This is a genomic window from Lunatimonas lonarensis (genome assembly GCF_000390185.1).
GTDB classification, from domain to species: Bacteria; Bacteroidota; Bacteroidia; order Cytophagales; family Cyclobacteriaceae; genus Lunatimonas; species Lunatimonas lonarensis.
In genome coordinates this window covers 94638-112374 of the sequence record NZ_AQHR01000022.1, presented here as the reverse complement: position 1 = coordinate 112374, position 17737 = coordinate 94638, and the positions used below count along the sequence as shown (strand labels likewise).

Annotated in this window: 17 protein-coding genes; 6 read left to right on the top strand and 11 right to left on the bottom strand. The window is 47.5% G+C overall.

Annotated elements, in window-relative coordinates; genetic code table 11:
• Positions 1–65 precede the first annotated feature (65 nt).
• From ADIS_RS03130 to ADIS_RS03120, 4 genes are all read right to left on the bottom strand, one after another.
• On the bottom strand, positions 66–986 hold the full coding sequence (locus tag ADIS_RS03130; RefSeq protein ID WP_162141549.1) for a BF3164 family lipoprotein: 921 nt from the start codon (positions 984–986) through the stop codon (positions 66–68).
• A 343-nt stretch (positions 987–1329) separates the two neighbouring features.
• A complete protein-coding gene (locus tag ADIS_RS22890) occupies positions 1330–1473 on the bottom strand; it encodes a hypothetical protein (RefSeq protein WP_010852852.1) in 144 nt (47 codons plus the stop codon).
• A 634-nt stretch (positions 1474–2107) separates the two neighbouring features.
• Positions 2108–3754, bottom strand: coding sequence for an alkaline phosphatase PafA (gene pafA / locus ADIS_RS03125; RefSeq protein WP_010852850.1), 1647 nt, complete (start codon positions 3752–3754; stop codon positions 2108–2110).
• Between the two features lie 162 nt (positions 3755–3916).
• Positions 3917–4561, bottom strand: coding sequence for a carboxypeptidase-like regulatory domain-containing protein (locus ADIS_RS03120; RefSeq protein WP_010852849.1), 645 nt, complete (start codon positions 4559–4561; stop codon positions 3917–3919).
• 143 nt (positions 4562–4704) lie between these two features.
• On the opposite strand from ADIS_RS03120, the gene ADIS_RS03115 reads away from it, so the two are divergent.
• The 3 genes from ADIS_RS03115 (at position 4705) to pruA (ending at position 7560) form a co-directional block, all read left to right on the top strand.
• The gene (locus ADIS_RS03115) at positions 4705–5088 is read left to right on the top strand and encodes an ArsR/SmtB family transcription factor (protein ID WP_035804479.1); all 384 of its coding nucleotides are present in this window, start codon (positions 4705–4707) and stop codon (positions 5086–5088) included.
• A 7-nt stretch (positions 5089–5095) separates the two neighbouring features.
• Positions 5096–5794 carry a YjjG family noncanonical pyrimidine nucleotidase gene (locus ADIS_RS03110; protein ID WP_010852847.1) on the top strand — a complete coding sequence of 233 codons (699 nt, stop codon included), beginning with the start codon at positions 5096–5098 and terminating at the stop codon, positions 5792–5794.
• A gap of 128 nt (positions 5795–5922) precedes the next feature.
• Positions 5923–7560, top strand: coding sequence for an L-glutamate gamma-semialdehyde dehydrogenase (pruA, locus tag ADIS_RS03105; protein WP_010852846.1), 1638 nt, complete (start codon positions 5923–5925; stop codon positions 7558–7560).
• Between the two features lie 82 nt (positions 7561–7642).
• Here the strand turns inward: pruA and ADIS_RS03100 are convergent, their stop codons facing one another.
• From ADIS_RS03100 to ADIS_RS03070, 7 genes are all read right to left on the bottom strand, one after another.
• On the bottom strand, positions 7643–8245 hold the full coding sequence (locus ADIS_RS03100) for an alpha/beta hydrolase (RefSeq protein WP_010852845.1): 603 nt from the start codon (positions 8243–8245) through the stop codon (positions 7643–7645).
• A 17-nt stretch (positions 8246–8262) separates the two neighbouring features.
• Positions 8263–9198, bottom strand: a complete 936-nt coding sequence (locus ADIS_RS03095; RefSeq protein ID WP_010852844.1) for a ring-cleaving dioxygenase — start codon at positions 9196–9198, stop codon at positions 8263–8265.
• A gap of 62 nt (positions 9199–9260) precedes the next feature.
• Positions 9261–9788, bottom strand: coding sequence for a YceI family protein (locus ADIS_RS03090; protein ID WP_010852843.1), 528 nt, complete (start codon positions 9786–9788; stop codon positions 9261–9263).
• 120 nt (positions 9789–9908) lie between these two features.
• On the bottom strand, positions 9909–10364 hold the full coding sequence (locus ADIS_RS03085) for a MarR family winged helix-turn-helix transcriptional regulator (protein WP_010852842.1): 456 nt from the start codon (positions 10362–10364) through the stop codon (positions 9909–9911).
• 72 nt (positions 10365–10436) lie between these two features.
• Positions 10437–11021, bottom strand: a complete 585-nt coding sequence (locus tag ADIS_RS03080; RefSeq protein ID WP_010852841.1) for a hypothetical protein — start codon at positions 11019–11021, stop codon at positions 10437–10439.
• Positions 11022–11029: 8 nt separating this feature from the next.
• Positions 11030–13549: an ABC transporter permease gene (locus ADIS_RS03075; protein ID WP_010852840.1), complete on the bottom strand. Its 2520-nt coding sequence runs from the start codon at positions 13547–13549 to the stop codon at positions 11030–11032.
• The gene (locus ADIS_RS03070; RefSeq protein WP_010852839.1) at positions 13542–14219 is read right to left on the bottom strand and encodes an ABC transporter ATP-binding protein; all 678 of its coding nucleotides are present in this window, start codon (positions 14217–14219) and stop codon (positions 13542–13544) included. The genes ADIS_RS03075 and ADIS_RS03070 overlap by 8 nt, the downstream gene beginning before the upstream one ends.
• Positions 14220–14353: 134 nt before the next feature.
• Between ADIS_RS03070 and ADIS_RS03065 the strand changes: the two genes are divergently transcribed.
• From ADIS_RS03065 to ADIS_RS03055, 3 genes are all read left to right on the top strand, one after another.
• Positions 14354–15043: an arylesterase gene (locus ADIS_RS03065; protein WP_010852838.1), complete on the top strand. Its 690-nt coding sequence runs from the start codon at positions 14354–14356 to the stop codon at positions 15041–15043.
• 150 nt (positions 15044–15193) lie between these two features.
• Positions 15194–16933, top strand: coding sequence for a GMC oxidoreductase (locus ADIS_RS03060; protein ID WP_010852837.1), 1740 nt, complete (start codon positions 15194–15196; stop codon positions 16931–16933).
• Between the two features lie 4 nt (positions 16934–16937).
• Positions 16938–17645: a gluconate 2-dehydrogenase subunit 3 family protein gene (locus ADIS_RS03055; protein WP_010852836.1), complete on the top strand. Its 708-nt coding sequence runs from the start codon at positions 16938–16940 to the stop codon at positions 17643–17645.
• Positions 17646–17737 lie beyond the last annotated feature (92 nt).

Sequence of the window (17737 nt, the reverse complement as noted above, 5' to 3'; positions counted from 1 at the left end):
ACAAGGGCCTAAGCGATTACGGCAATATTGTAAGTTATAATAAGGGAAAGCCTATATCGTATGTACTACCAATCACCGTAATCAAATATCACCACATTCGGATCCTTATCTGATGAAATACCGAAAAAGCGTTTGCTTTTCTCGTCTACCGCTATGGAAACCAGCGAATGATCCAGGGTGTAGGTCTTTACCAATTTGCCGGCGTAATCGAACACAAAGATTTCTTTTGACAATTCGCCTTTCTGATAATACCAATCCGCAGACTTTCCGAAATACAGGGCATAAATAAATTCATTTCCTGCCAAGATGTCCATATAGTAGCTGGAAAGGCTTCTATCGGTAAACTGTGCCATGGGGTAGCCTGCTGAGTAATCTACCTCAAACGCCGGGATATTGTGCTCCGGACCACGAGTGGAAATGATTTTCCCACTTGAAAGATCCAAAATTTCTATAAAATCCCTAAAACGTCCTCCCAATACATATTTTTTTTGAGCTGGGTTAAAGGACGTTCTCCCTTGGTGAATGGATTTGACTACATTGGGAGGGAGTGAAGGATCCGCAATCAGTTGGCTCCAGGTACCATAAGTGGTAAGCTGATTTCCAAGTGTATCGTAAAGTACATACTTATCATCCCCATCTGCCAACCGGCATATAAGTACCTCATCCGAAAACCAACGTATATCTGTAGCCAAATACATATTTTGTGGCTGACGAAAAGCTTTTTGATAAAGTTCATCCGGTGATTCCAAATCAAACAAGGCAATCAGTTTTTGGTTATGGTCATATACCCAGATCTCATTTACGGATTTACCTTTCTCTAATTGATAGGCGGTGGTTATCTCCCCCGGCCCGAAACCATCCTTTCCAAATGCTTTGATTAGTGTTTCTCTTGTAGGATCGACAACGTAAAGAAAAAAGTCTAGGGTTTTGCCCTCACCCACCACAAGGTATTTTCCAGTCCAAAGTATAGATTCGGGATTAATCAAGTTTGTTAAATTAAGTTTTTTACCTCTTAAGGTATCTGGTGCCGGAACATCTTCAAGGTTAAAGGTGCGGATGAAATAATCGGAATCCTGTGTTTCTTTGACAGGAGTACTACAAGATAGAAGAAAGGCGAAAACACAAAATACAATTAACTTTTGGGGAGTTATCATATTGGCTAATATGGTATTAATTAGTAAAGAGAGTTTGAGTGGAATTTTTCCACTCAAACATTTCAAATAGTTATTGGAGTGGGGAAGATTAAAAGCAAGTTTCATAACCACCATACCACAAAGATTTTAAAAAAGTTTGCCCAATAGGATGCTCGCATTCTCCCGTGTACCAATCTCAACATACCCCACCATATTGATTTGACCCCGCAATCGCCTTCTCCAACGCTACTTCGTTTGCAGAAAACGTCGCTTCCGTACCACTAATACCAAACTGCCAGCTAGCCACCAGGATAAACGCAAGTGCGCCCAGAGTCGCCATTCCTTTTTTTGAATTGTTAATCTATCTTTTCATGTTTCTTTGAGTTTAAGTAGAACATTGATTGAATGGCACTTAAATTGATAAAAAAAAACGATAGTTGCAACTATTGCCTTAGAAAATTCTGAAAAAACAACAAATAATCTGTTTTAAAGCATATAAGGGAGGGTAGTGCTTGAAAAGACGAATAAAATAATGTCCTAATCTATTGCGTATACTTTGCGTTTCCAAGCGCGTAGAAGATTGAATAGGATGAGCGGAGTTTGTGGGATTGATTGTCGCACCTTTGGTGCTTGCGGGTCATCGAATGCCATGCCTGAGTATCCCTCGCAGGCCGTGTGAATGATTACCGTACCGTCGGTGCTTATTTCATCACCGGCACCAAAGGTGCCAAATCAATAGCCTTGGGCATCGCCCAAGGGAGAATGAGACAACACCACTTAAGCGCCAAAGGCGCGGAATCAATAGTCTGGGGCTTCATTAGCAAATGGTGCCTACGGGACTAAAAGGGATAAGTCAGTTGTGCGGGTGGTTGAATGAACGACTTGTTACATTTGTAAAAAAGTGGTTTCAAAATTAAAAAAACTCCTTATCTGACCCGATAAGGAGTTTTTTCGATGAGACTTCCAAATAAAATTTATTCCCTATCTAAGATCTCCCCAATAGGCTGCCCGGTAGCCCCGTTAGGCAGCCGGGTATGTAGTAGCATGGCCAAGGTAGGGGCAATATCCGTCACATTGGCGTAGCGGGAACTGGAGCCCGGCTTAATGCCCCAGCCATAGAAAACTATCGGAACATGCGTGTCGTAAGTGTATCCGGTTCCGTGGGTTGTTCCCCTTGAAGCATCTGTAAGCCAGGCTGCGTCCAACACCAAGAGCACATCGCCCGAGGCTTTATGGTTAAATCCCATTTGGAGAAGGTGCCTTCTGCCCAAGGTGAATTCATGCCTTCGCATGTCTTGGGCGGTATAGGTTTCTTTGATGCCCTCAAAGCGCAGCAAGAAAGCAGCCACATCTTCTTGCATGGCATGTAGATCGATGCCTTTTTCGCGAATCAACTGATGATTTAGAAACACCTGTTCATTCGAGAAGTTCTCTATCCAATTACCCTCACCGTATTTTTGGGTAGTGTAGCCACGCAGTTGGGTAAGAACGAAACGGGTATTTAGGCTGCCAGCAGGCACATTTTCGCTTTGCATAAAACGAACCACGTCGGCTACGCCATGGTCTGCGGAGAGGAACACCAAGTACTCACCCACACCGATTTCCCGATCCAGGTGGGCAAAGAATGCGGCTAGCTCCCGGTCCAATCGTAGGTAAGTATCTTCCAATTCAATGGAGGATGGGCCGAACGCATGGCCAACGTAGTCAGTAGCCGAAAAACTGATGGCCAAAAAGTCAGTCTCTCCTCGTCTGCCCAGCTCCTCGGATTCCAAGGCGGCATAGGCCATGTCGAGCGTCAGGCTATTGCCAAAGGGAGTGCTGCTGATCATGCCCAGGCCGCCATTGTTTTGCATAAGCTCGGGCAATACATAGGGGAACACAGGAGCATCTTTCCCGATGGGCACTGCCTCGAATTCGTTGTCATCTGACACACTCTGCAAATAGGACGCAAGCGGGAATAATGGTTCCCATGTCTGCCTTAGGTAGTTTTGGGGGAGTTGGCGTTTGTTGAAGTCCACCACCCAGGCGGGTAACTTTTCTCCGTAATAGGAGGAATTCATGAATTCCCCTGTTTTTCCATCGTACCAATAAGCGGTACCCAAATGCCCGGCGGGGAGGGCTGCCCCTCTGTCCTTCAGGGATATGGCTACTACTTTCGAACGCTTGTTGGTGGCAAACCTTAGTTCGTCGGTAATCGTCGTTGTCAGCATATTGCGGGGGGAGATTTTTCCGGCAGATTCGCTTCCTCCCACATAGCTGACTGTACTATCTTCTGCACAATAAACAGTCCGGCCCAATTGCCGTACATACCAGTCGTTTGCTATGATCCCATGGGTCGCGGGTGTAGCACCGGTGTACACCGAGGCATGTCCGGGGCCTGTATAGGTGGGAATGTAATTGTAATGTCCGTTTTTCATCATGAAGCCTTCGTGCATTAGCCGCTTAAATCCGCCATCCACATATCGGTCATGGAACTTGTAAAAATATTCCTGGCGCATTTGGTCCACCACAATGCCTACCACCAGCTTGGGTCGGGTGATTTCGTGGGAAGGTTCAGAGGTTTGGGCACTTGCCACGAACGGCAACAGAGCCAAAAAAAGGCAGTAGATGTTTTTTGTCATGTGCTAGTATTTGATTTTTCAAAGGACGGGTACCCGCCCCGATAACGCCGGTCAGGGAATGCTTTTCTTAGTCACCCTCCGGCGTGAGACCGAATATATTAGGTGTTACATGAAAGCAGCGTGTTCCTTGGGAAAATGGATGGGCTTAGCCTTCTTTGATGACTAATCCCTGTTTCGAAGATCCCCTCTTTTGATGGATTGGATAAATTGGGACCAAGCAAATGGATTCAGCAGGGGCAGCGGGCGAGGCCCGTAGCGATCCATGGTCTGCATCATCTGCTGATTGGTAAATTGACGGAAATTCTCGTTGCCCGACGCCGGCATTTCTTCTGCCCACCTGAGCAGTAGCTGCGGGCTTAGGTTGCCCCGGTTTAGTTGGATTTCGTCCTCTATGTTAAGAGCGAGGATGGCATTTTTGAATTCTTCTTCCGTGGGGTAGGGCATAACTTCGATTTCGGAGAGCGCATACTCGTCCTCTACCATGGTGAGAATGTAGCTCACCTTGTCATCCTCTATGTTTTCAGGGATTTTTAAAGACTGTCTTTTGAGTCCAATAAACGAAAAAACGACGCTATCCCCAGCCACGACTGGCATGGAGAAATACCCGTATCGGTTGCTGCTGGTGCCCCTTCCTTTGCGCGGTACGTATATGTTGACACCGGGAATGGCTACGGTACTGTCTGAGTTGAGAATTACTCCGGACAGCTGCACAATTTTTCGTTGCGGCGCATCCTGCGCATAGGCTCCCGGGACAAAACCAACGAGAACAAAGAATATTACAAGGATGGATATATGGGTACTTTTCACGGCTGTGATCTTTTCTTTACTAATGGCTAACGGGATTCTTTTTCGGTTGTTCTGAAATTGTCACCGATTTAAACGTCATAGATACGGTATTTTCGCTTGATTTACGTAATTTGACTGGATTTTTAATTGTTAAAATTAATTAAATGCGGCTAAAAAACATAAGCTTAAGTTATGGAATGCGGGTTTTTAAGGCGCTTTCCGAAGAACCAAGGGTACGGATACTGCACCTTTTGCTGCAAAACAAGGAAATGAGTATCTCTGACCTGGAGCACATTCTGGATTTTACACAGACCAAAACCAGTCGGCATATCACCTACTTGAAAAACGCAGGTCTGGTAGGCAGTAAGAAGCGGGATCAATGGACGTTTTATTACATACTGGACGAGGCTGTTGAAATCATTCAGCAGATTTTTAAGTTTATCCAAAAAGACAGCAACTTGCTCCGCGACCAAGAGGTGTATACTATTCTCTTCTCTAATCGAGAGCTGGCCAAAAACAAGATTCAAGACACCAAGTACGGACTCTAGTCAACCTATGACAAAGAAATACAGCCACCTATTTTTCGATCTCGACCATACCCTTTGGGATTACGATCGGAACGTTCGGGAATCCCTGAGCGAGCTTTTTCAGCTTTATGACCTTGTTCACTTCGGTATTCCAGGGTTCGATGCTTTTTTTGATGCCTTCGAACAGGTCAACTATGAGTTGTGGGACCTGTACAATGTGGGGGCAGTTACGAAGGATATGCTCAGGTTTCGCCGGTTTAGAAGTATTTTCGAGCGTTTTGGATTGGATCCGAGCCAGGTACCGCAGGAGATGGAAACGGATTTTCTGGCAAGAACATCGTCAAAACCCCATGTGTTCGCAGATACCTTCCCTGTACTGGATTACTTGGCCACAAAGTATCCCATGCATATCATTACCAATGGGTTTGATGAAAGTCAGGGGATGAAACTAAAATCAGCCGGCCTTACAATGTATTTTCAGTTGGTCGTAACATCCGAAACGATGGGCTATAGAAAGCCCGATAAGCGGATATTTGAGTACGCATTATCTGCGCTCGGGACCCGCCCCCACGAATGCCTTATGATCGGAGACAATCCTCAATCTGATATTTTGGGGGCGCAGAATGCGGGGATCGATCAGGTTTTTTTCAACCCCAAAAATCGAAATAGCGGGATAGTGCCTACCTATATGGTCAAGTCGTTGACTGAGCTGAGGGACATTTTGTAGTGCGTATCTCCGCAATGGCGTGATGAAAGCGTAAATTGGGGGGCGAGTCCGGCAGGAGCTTGTCATAAGCTGTGCAGAACTTCGTATATTTGTAGGAAAATCAAGCTTTCAACTAAACCAAACATACCATGCTTAAAGGGTTTTTTAATGTTCCGGAGCCGATCAACGAACCTGTGAAAAGCTATGCACCTGGAAGTCGGGAACGGGTAGAACTTCAGGCCGCTATTGCCGAGGCTAGGGGGAAAGTCGTGGACATCCCAATGTTTATAGGATCTGATGAGGTACGGACGGGGAAAAAAATCAGACTCAGCCCACCCCATGACCATCAACATTTGTTGGGGTATTTTCACGAAGGGGATTCCTCTCATGTGGAGCAGGCGATCCAGTCTGCTTTGGGCGCCAAGTATGCGTGGGAAAACATGCAATGGGAGCAAAGGGCGGCTATTTTCTTAAAAGCGGCGGAGTTGATTGCAGGACCGTATCGGTACAAGATCAATGCAGCGACGATGTTGGGCCAGTCCAAGAATGTTTTTCAAGCTGAAATCGATGCTGCTTGCGAGACAGCTGATTTCTTGCGGTTCAATGTAAAATACATGACCGAAATCTATTCGCAGCAACCCTCGAAAAACGATCCGGGCGTTTGGAACCGACTGGAGCAGCGACCGTTGGAGGGGTTTGTGTTTGCGTTGACACCATTCAACTTCACGGCAATAGCCGCCAACCTGCCCGCTGCCCCTGCGATGATGGGGAATACGGTCGTTTGGAAGCCGGCCTATACCCAGGTTTATTCTGCCAATATCATCATGGAAGTGTTTAGGCTTGCGGGTTTGCCGGATGGCGTAATCAACTTGATTTACGTAGATGGACCAATAGCGGGTGAAGTAGTATTCCAACACCCCGATTTTGCGGGGATCCATTTTACCGGGTCTACGGCCGTTTTTCAAACGATATGGGAAACCATAGGCTCGAATATCAGAAGGTATAAAACCTATCCCAGGGTAGTCGGAGAGACAGGAGGCAAGGATTTTGTGATTGCCCATAAATCAGCAAATCCGAAGGAAGTGGCCACGGCGCTTGCCCGAGGTGCGTTTGAGTTTCAGGGTCAGAAGTGTTCCGCAGCTTCCCGTGCCTATATCCCGTCGAATAGCTGGGAGCAGGTGAAGGGGTATTTGTTGGCTGACTTGGCCGGTATGAAAATGGGAGGTACCGAAGACTTTACCAATTTTGTCAATGCTGTAATAGATGAACGAGCCTTTGATAAAATTATGGCCTATATCGAAGAGGCAAAGAATTCAGAGGGTGTACAAGTACTTGCCGGGGGAACCTACGATAAATCCAAAGGCTACTTCATCGCTCCAACCGTCCTGTTGGTTGAGGATCCCATGTACAAAACCATGTGTGAGGAGATTTTTGGCCCCGTCTTGACGATATATGTCTATCATTCGGAGCATTTCGAGGAGGCATTGGAACTGGTAGATCAAACTTCCTCCTATGGACTTACGGGTGCTATATTTTCCAGAGATCGGTATGCCATCGAGTTGGCGACCCAAAAGCTGAGGCATGCAGCCGGGAACTTTTATGTCAATGACAAGCCTACCGGGGCAGTGGTTGGGCAGCAGCCCTTTGGTGGCTCACGGGCCTCCGGAACCAATGACAAAGCGGGCTCAATGATCAACTTACTCCGTTGGGTAAGCCCCCGAACGATAAAGGAAACATTCGTCAGTCCGGTTGATTACCGATATCCATTTTTGGAATCAGAAGAATAAAACAATCTTTTACGCTGCTTCAAACAAAAACGGGCTGTTTTCCATCGGATCGATAGGAAACAGCCCGTTTTGTTGTAACCGCTTAGGCCAGGATGTGATTGTTTACCCAGTTGATTTCCTCCTCCCGTATGGTATGGTCGGTGTCGGGAGCGATGATTTTGTGTACTTTGGCGTTCATCGAAAGGAGTATCTGCTCGGATTCTTCAATCCGGGCAAGCGGAACATGAAAGTCCCGGTGGCTGGCAGCCAGAAGGACAGGTGTTTGACCAAAGTCTCCGGTATACACGTTGGTATCCAGCTTGTCTCCGATTAGCCCACCGGTGAAGGCGGCTATCCCCCCATACTGCGCTGCATGCCTCGCAGTGTATTCCAATACAAGACAGGCACCTTGTGAAAACCCAAAAAAATATAGTTGTTGGGAGGTTTTTCCTTGGGTAATAGCCTGTTGTACCACGCCGTGCAGCTGGGAAAGGGATTGGTTCAAAAAGGGCTGGTTTTGCTGCCTAGCTGCCATAAAGCTGTAGGGATACCAAGTATTGCCCGCGGCCTGAGGTGCCAGAACCGCAAAATCATCCAGTTTTAGATAATCGGTTAGGCTAAGAATTTGGTGGGCAGTCGATCCTCGTCCGTGAACGAGAATGGCTACTCTTGTTGCTTCTGTTAGTTTTTTTCCGTGTTGAATCATAGCTTCAGCGGATATAGCTACCTCATTTGTAGTTTGGGCAGGCTTTTTTCGATTCGGTCGCGGTGAGGTTCCGCCCATGTGGGCAGCTTTAGACCATTACCTAGTTCTTCGACAGTTTCATCAATGGCGAATCCCGGCTCGTCTGTGGCAACCTCAAAGAGTATGCCTCCCGGCTCGCGAAAATAAATGGAGTAGAAGTAGTTTCGGTCTTTGACCTCAGTCACTTGCTGGCCATAGTTTTGAAGTTTGTGTTGTATTTCCAGTTGGCTGGCCCGTGTGGCCGTCCTAAAGGCGATATGGTGTACCGTGCCGGCACTTTGTACAGAGCGTGAGGCCGGTTGGTTCAGGACGATGTCGATCAGGTCGCCGGGTTGGCCGGCAACGCCAAATCGAAATCGGTTGTTTTCTTCGCCGATAAACTGATAATCCATGGCCTCGGTCAATAGGTCAGTGGTCAATTCCATGGCCCGAAGGTTTAGCGTCGCGCTATGAAAGCCTTTTATGGCATGATCGGCGGGCACTTTACCTCCCTGCCATCCTGGGCGGGGGTCATTGGAGGAGGCAATTAGCTCTATGCCCATACCATCGTGGTCTTCGAATCGGAAGAGTTTTTCCCCAAACCGTTCCTGTTCATCGGAAACAATTAGACCATGCTCTTTTATACGTTTTTGCCAATAGGACAATGAGTCTGGTGGAATGGAAAAGGCAGTATAGGTCGTTTCGCCTACCCCTTTTTGGCCCTTTCTGGCACCGGGGAAGGGGAAAAACGTCAGTATGGTACCTGGTGTGCCGATTTTGTCACCGAAATAAAAATGATAAACATCTGGGGCGTCAAAATTGATCGTTTTTTTCACCAAGCGTAGACCCAATAGACTTGTGTAGAAATCTAGGTTTTTTTGGGGATCACTGGCCAAGGCCGTGATGTGGTGTATCCCTGTTATGAGTGTAGACATGACTGCGTGGGATTAGGGGAATTCCCCGGATCTGGCCATTGCAGGTCCGGGGAAAACATTGGTTACTGTTTTACCAGTTGGATGCTGGCGATTATTTTTACCTCGTCGCTTACCACTACGCTGCCAGCCTCGGTCACGGCATTCCAGGTAAGGCCGTAGGCTTTTCTGCTTACCTTGCCTGTCAGCTCAAAACCGGCTTTGGTATTTCCATAAGGATCACCCGCCACTCCGCCAAACTCAACAGCCAATTCGGCGGGAAGAGTAGTTTCACGGATTTGTAGGTCTCCCTTTAGTACATAATCATCTCCTTTTTTACTAAGGACGCCATTAGAAAAAACCAGTTTTGGATTGTTGGCTGCATCGAAGAAATCTGCTGACTTCAGGTGCGCATCACGGTCGGATTGGTTGGTGTCGATGCTGTCTATGTCGGCACTAAACTCGACTTTGCCGCCGATGAAGTCATCACTTTCCGTTTCGGCACTACCTTCAAACGTTCGGAAGTAGCCTGTCACTGTGGAGATCACCAAGTGTTTAACTTTAAAAGATACCTCGGAATGGGTGGGATCAATAATCCATTTTGATTTGCTCATAGCTGTGTTAATTTGTTGTTTGAAAATTTAATTTATAGATGGTTTAGTTTACTATTTATTCTCAAATCAAAACATGTATTAACAAAATATGTTTGTACATGTAATAGATTAAACGAATGTCTATTCGTTGCGTAGTTTATCAAGCAGTTCATTCAAGACGGCGACTTCTTCTTGGGAAAGAGTGATTATGTTCCGGTTGAATTGGTTTATCTCGTCCTCTAATACCTGCAGGAGGCTCAGTCCTTTTTGGGTGATGGTGATGTCCACCTGCCGCCTGTCCGCCGCACACTCCTGTCGGTTCACCAGTCCTTTCGTTTTAAGTTTCTCCACCAACCTAGAAGCGTTGGACATCCTGTTGAGCATTCTTTCCTGGATGGAGGAAACCGTTATCGGCTCGGGGTGCTTTCCCCTCAGTATGCGCAACACATTGTACTGCTCGGGGGAAATATCGTAAGGCCTAAACAGCTTGTTTTGGCGGGTTTCAATGTAGCTATTGGTGTAAAGGATATTTACAACCGCTTTGTTGTAGGGATCTTTGAACGCCTTTTGCTGGATTGATTCTTCTAACTTCGCCATTACCTTTCAAATGTATTTAATGTATATACATATATATCAATCAAAAGGTTTCAAGAGTGTGCGTTTTTTTCACTATTTTTTTCTATTCTTCAGTATTTTGCTGATTCCAACATCGACACTGCGATAAAACGAGCCTTTTCGACTATGTAGCGTGGCCGCGTATCCGAGGCCCAAATGTCCCCTAAAGAGCGTTTTTGACCGACCGCTCATCTGGAATCCTAGGTGAACGTTGGAAAGTAGGGTACTTCGTAGGTCGGTAAAATAAAGATCGCCAACATGGCTGCTGACATATCGAATGCGTCCTCCCAAAAAGGCGCCTCCGTTGTTGAAACACAATTCGCAGGTTTCGATTACTTTTTTCCGGTAAAAATAATATTTGGGGTTGGCGTAAAGGCTAATCGCTGGGTTTGTCAAACTCCAATAAGGATTCAATCCATCAAGTTCAAGATCCGTATACCCGCCTCCGAGCCCCACACCGGTATCAAAAACAACGATCTGATTCAGGGCAATCTCCCTCACAAGGTGTACTCCATGTCCGGTGAAATCAATTCTGGTTTGATTTGAAAGCAGCTTGTCATCATCGAAGTAGCGCTGTGCATACCCAACCCGAGCTTGTAGCGACCAAAAGGCAAGTAGGATACAAAACAGCGTTCGCATAGGCTTGATCAGGTTCGCAGCACTTCCATGGTGGGTGTTTTAAGGATATCTCTTCCGTTCCACCAACCCAAGATCACGGTAATACTGGTAATAGCTCCATATACAGAAATCAAGGGAATCCATTCCACCCTAAATGGAATTTCGAACACATAGAAACTCAGCAGAAAGGTGGCCAAAAGCGAAAGCAAAATCCCGCTTAACGCAGCGGTACTGCCCAGGAAAAGATACTCGACGGTATTTATACGAATTAAAATGGCTCGCTGGGCTCCGATGGTCTTGAGTAAAATCGTTTCCTTGATACGTTGGTATTTGCTGATAATCAACGAACTGATGAGTACAAGTAGGCCAGTAAGTATGCTGAACAAAGCCATAAATTGAATCACAAAACTGATTTTCCCCAGGATCTCTTCCAATGTATCCACGATAGTACTGAGGTTGATTACCGAGACGTTGGGAAAATGACGCACCAGTTGGTTTTGGATCTTTGCAGCTTCCTGGTCGCTATTGGTTTTGGTTACGACCACGTGGAATTTGGGGGCGTTGGTAAGAACGTTGTCTGGAAACAGCACGAGGAAATTGGTGGAGACCTGTCTAAAGTTTACCTCCCGAAAGCTGCCAATGTAAGTATTTAACGTTCTCCCCTGTACGTTAAAGGTCAGTTCATCTCCCAACTTAAGCCCCGTCCGCATCGCATACCCCTTGTCCAAGGAGATAAATATACTGTCGCCGGCCTGTTTATACCTGTAAAGCGCTCCGTCAGTGAGTCGTTCGGATTGAATAAGCGTATCCCGATAGGTCACTCGATATTCGCGGTTATACAGCCTCCTGGACATGCCTGATTCTTCGGAAAGGGATTCATTTTCCTTCTTGGTGACGCCATTGATGGCGGTCAGCCCCATGGTCACGATGGGGACTTGCTGAAGAATCGGCAGGCCTTCGTCTCTTAGCAGTTGACTGACGGCCTCTACCTGTTGGGTTTGGATGTCGAAAAAGAGCATATTTGGCTGGTCTTCTTTGTCTGCGAATTTCACCTCGTCAAGCAGTTGGTACTGAACGAAGAAAAGTGTGGAAATCATCGCCGTGCCCAGTCCAATCGTCGCTATCAGCGAGACGGTCTGATTATTGGGTCTATACAGATTGGCCAGAGACTGGCGTATGGGGTAGCTGAGCGAAATCGGAAGCCAACGTCGGATGCCTCCCATAATGCCTAGGGCAAACAACCACAGTACTCCGAAGGAAAAAACAACGAAGGCTGTAAACCAACCCGTCTGTATCCAGTCCCGCAGCAGGTAATAGCTGAAACCCACCAAAAAACAAAGAATGGCGGCCAATACGGCCCAGCGTAAGGGATCGTTTACAAAACGTGTATTTCCTTCTTCTGGGCGAAGGGTCATCATGGGCGATACAGTCCGGATTTTCAAGAGAGGGATAAGTGCAAAAAGTAGGGAAATCAGGATGCCTGTGAAAATCCCCAGAGCTATGGCTGGCCAGGATATTCCCACGGTGACGTCTACGGGTAAAAAGTCTTGAAAAACAGCTGGCAGCATGTATTGCAGGCCGGTCCCCAGTGCTGCTCCTACGACCGACCCGATGGTTCCCATGAGGAGTATTTGGCATAGATAAATGGAAAAGACAACACCAGCGGACACGCCTATGCAGCGAAGTACCGCCACTGCCGGGAGCTTTTCTTTGACAAAAACATTTACCGCACTGGCTACGCCTACACAGCCCAGGAGCACAGCGATAAAAGCGACCAGGCTGAGAAAATTGCCGAGGTTCTGGAAGGATCTACCTGTAGATTCCTTCCTGCTTTGCACGGTTTCATAGCGTATACTTTCTTCTTCCCAGCTATCTTTATATTCTTCTATTAGGGCATCTATTGCTGTTTCGTCGGCAAATGCGTAATAAAACTCGTAATTTAACCTACTTCCAAATTGGATCAACCCGGTTTCGTCCAATGTCTCCATAGGGATATAGACCGCCGGCGCGACGGTGGCCGTGATACCGGTTTGCCCTGGTACCCGTTGCAAGGATCCGGCGATTTCGAACACTACTTCGCCGATTTTGATTGAATCGCCTATTTCGGCGTCAAACTGCGCCAGCAGGATACGTTCAACCAAGGCTCGTTTTCCGCCCTTCCGGAAAGACTCTTCGCCAATGGCGGGGCTGGTTTCAAAGCTCCCATAAAAAGGGAAGTCTCCCTCCAGTGCGCGGATTTGGGTCAGTCGGCTTTCGTCCTTGCCCACAAAAGAAACCATCGAGGCAAAGTTGATCTCCTTTGCCCGTGAGGCTACATTGGTACCAAAATCGGGCTCTTCGAACGATTGGTTTTTGCTCAAGACCAAATCAGCGCCCAGTAGTTCTTTCGCCTGCCGTTCGATGTCTGAGGTGAGGTGATACCCAAACGAACTTATTGCCACCAAAGCAGCAATTCCGACCAATATCGAAGAGATAAATAGTGCCAGTTTGGTTCCGTTCTTTCGAAAGTCCCGCACGGCCATCAAAGCTATCCAGCCTAAATTATCCATGCGTAACCTCCTGGATTTTGCCTCCCTTGATGTGTATCGTCTGCTGCGTACGTTCGGCCAATTGCAGGTCATGGGTGACCAAAATCAGTGTGGTGCCTTTGTCACGGTTGAGCTGAAAAATCAGGTTTTCGATCAAATCCCCCGTTTCAGTATCCAGGTTGCCGGTGGGCTCGTCTGCGAAAAGTATTTTCGGATCGTTTGCAAATGCCCTTGCTATGGAAACCCGTTGCTGCTCCCCACCTGAAAGTTGGGACGGATAATGGGTCATCCGGTTCCCCAAACCGACCAATCCGAGCAGTTCCTGTGCTCTATCTCTGGCATCCTTTCGTTTTTTGAGTTCCATGGGGACCATTACGTTTTCCAGGGCAGTCAGCGTGGAAAGAAGTTGGAAATTTTGGAATATAAAACCTACCGATTCGTTTCTAACTTTCGCCCGCTCATCTTCGGATAGTGACTGCAACGCGCTACCCGCGAGCACTACGGATCCGGTGGTCGGGGTATCCAAGCCGGCGCAAAGCCCCAAAAGAGTGGTCTTGCCGCTGCCCGATGGCCCTACGATGGCCATGGTGGCACCGGGATTTACCTCAAAACTTACCTCATCCAATACGGTGAGGTGGCGGTTTCCGCTTTGGTAGGTCTTGGAAAGGTTTTTAACACTCAGTATGCTCATGGGAAATTTACCGAATAGGGTGGACGGACAGTAAACACGTTAGCCTTGCCATTTAGTTTATTTTGTCGTGATATTCCTGTATTTATCCCTATTTTATGTTCAAATTTACAGCGGTGTTACGATGATGGTTTATTATGAGCAAATGGGTCAATAAGTTCGTTTTTTGGTTGCTTTGCACGGTACTAGCGGTTACCGGCAGTTGTTCGGGGCCAAAGCAGCAGGAAGCAGGGGGGCGCGGTACAGGTTCTGTGGAGGAAATCATCGTACAGGAAGATCGTCCGCTAATCTTGTTTTTTGGAAATAGTCTTACGGCCGGTTATGGACTGGAGGAGGACGAGTCATTTCCTGCGTTGATACAGGAAAAGATTGATAACGAAGGACTGGCGTATCGCGTGGTGAATGGTGGTCTTAGCGGTGAAACAACGGCGTCTGGATTAAACCGACTGGATTGGTTTTTGGAGGAAGCGCCTGCCGTTTTTATCCTGGAGTTGGGTGGCAACGACGGACTAAGGGGCATCGCTGTTGGGGAGACAAGGGGCAATCTAATCGGAATTATCCAGAAAGTGAAAAGCAGCTATCCAGAGGTGCAGATTCTACTTGCGGGCATGCAAATACCCCCGAACATGGGTCAGGAATATACGGATGCATTCAAGGGGATTTACGAGGAAATAGCCGCAAGCGAGCAGGTTCATCTTATTCCCTTTTTGTTGGAGGGTGTAGCGGGAGACCCGGAACTGAACCTTCCCGATGGGATCCATCCTACCGCCGAGGGGCAGGCCTTGGTGGCTGCAACTGTTTGGCAGTACTTAAGGCCATTACTATAACTTCCTGTCGATGTTGGGAAAGGCCATATTACATGGCTAGACGGTAGTCCTTTTTTTGTCTACGAAGTATTACCGTTGGTGACAAGGATTTTTTTTATGTCAGAATTTTGTAGTAATTTTTGCAGATTTTAAATAAAAAACAAAAAAAGAATGAGTATACAGATAATGGCTTCCGGAGAGGAATACGATGCAATCATTGTCGGTTCCGGTGCCGGAGGGGGTATGGCCTCCAAGATCTTGGCAGAGGCTGGATTGGCTGTGGCTGTTGTAGAGGCTGGAGCGGATTTCGATCCTGCGCTGGATGAACATCGTACCCAGCTTCGTTTTCCTTGGGAATCACCGCGACGCGGAGCGGGTACCGTTCGTCCGTTTGGGGATTTTGACGCCGCTATAGGGGGTTGGGAAATCGATGGAGAACCCTATACCCGGGGCCAAGGCAGCGAATTTGATTGGTTTAGGTCCCGCATGCTGGGAGGACGTACCAACCACTGGGGCAGGATTTCACTGCGATTCGGACCGCTGGATTTTAAGCGGAAGGATCTGGACGGAATGGGCGACAACTGGCCCATTGGCTACGATGATATTAAGCCCTATTATGACCGTGTAGATAAGTTGATCGGTGTCTTTGGTTCCAAGGAAGGCATTCATAACGAGCCGGATGGATTTTTCCTTCCACCTCCCAAGCCCCGTTTACATGAGCTGTATATCCAACGGGGGGCCAAAAAGGCTAATATACCCATCATTCCTTCGCGCCTCTCTATCTTGACCCGTCCCGTCAACAACGATCGGGGTGTTTGTTTTTTCTGCAGTCAGTGTAATCGGGCCTGCCAGGTTTATGGAGATTTCTCCGCAGGTACCTGCTTGGTGAAGCCTGCGATGAAAAAAGGGAAAGTGGATCTTTACACGCACGCGATGGTGCGAAAAGTGACCACGGACGATAAGGGTGAGGCTACCGGCGTTTCCTATGTCAGCAAGGTAGATATGAAGGAGTACAAGCTTCGATCAAGGGTAGTGGTTCTTGGTGCATCGGCCTGCGAGTCTGCTCGTATCATGTTGAATTCCAAATCCAAATCCCACCCGAACGGCATAGGTAACTCCACCGGCTATGTGGGCAGGTACCTGCATGACTCTACCGGTGCCGACCGAATGGGCATCATGCCCGAGTTGATGGGACGTGAGCGCTACAACGAAGATGGTGTGGGAGGTATGCATATTTATACGCCCTGGTGGTTGAACGAAAAAGGATTGGACTTCGCCCGAGGATACCATATCGAGTACTGGGGCGGCATGGGTATGCCTTCGTATGGATTTGGCGGCGGAATGGATACCATGCGCAAATACATTAAGGATGAATTCGGAAACCCGAGCCCGGCAGGAGGCTATGGTGAGGGGCTGAAGAAGGACATCCGTACGTTCTATGGCAGTACGGTTGGTATGTCCGGCAGGGGAGAGAGCATCCCGCAGTATTCCAATTATTGCGAAATCGACAACAATGTGGTTGACAAGTATGGGATACCAGTGCTGAAGTTCCACTACAAGTGGACAGACCAGGAATTGAAGCAGGCGAAACACATGCACGACACTTTCGAGGAGATATTGACGAGCATGGGGGCGATCATCCTAGGAAACAAGCCCGGGCCTGAAAGCCAATACGGCTTGCATAAGCCTGGCAGGATCATCCACGAGGTGGGAACGACCCGTATGGGCAATGATCCAAAGACTTCTGTGTTGAACAGCAATTGCCAAGCCCATGACTGCAAAAATCTTTTTGTGGTGGACGGCGGGCCTTTCGTATCCCAAGCTGACAAGAATCCAACCTGGACGATATTGGCCCTTTCTATGAGGACATCCGAGTACATCATTGATCAGTTGAAAAAGAAAAACATATAAACTCATGAATAGACGCGAGAATTTAAAGCTTTTGCTGGCCGGCTCATTTGGCACCGGGCTTATTCTTTCCGGCTGCGGTTCCGAGACCACTGAGGTGGTACATCAGCCTACCATCGGGGACTTTGGGAGTTACGGAAGAACACCCGAAGAGATCAAGCATAATGATATGCTGAAATCAACCACCTTCTTTACCGACGAGGAACGTAAAAAAGTAGATGTGTTGGTGGACATCATCATTCCGTCAGACGATGTTTCGGGCAGTGCGACCGACGCAGGTGTTCCGGATTTCATCGAATTTATGATGAAGGATATTCCGGATTACCAGACCCCTATGCGGGGAGGACTCCTTTGGTTGGATCACAAGGCAGACGAGCTGTTCGGCAAGAAGTTTTTGGAGATTTCACAGGAACAGCGATTGCAGATAATTGACGAAATTGCGTATCCTGATAAGGCAAAACCTGAGATGCAGACGGGCGTTCGGTTTTTCAATACGCTCAGAAACCTCACGGCTACCGGATTTTTTACCAGCGAAATGGGGTTCAAGGATCTCGGCTATGTTGGCAATAGGCCTAACGCATGGGATGGCGTTCCTGAGGAGGTGCTGGCAAAGCATGGATTCCAAAACGATCCAAAATACAAAGATGTTTACCTTGATGTTGCTACAAGAGGAACCATCGCCCAATGGGACGACGAGGGAAATCTGGTAGGCTAACGCTAGGTCTCCCCAAAATAAAATATCCAGGCTGGTTCCATCTCGCCTGGATATTTTGTTTCTGCCACCTATCTTTTCAATGGGGCAATGTA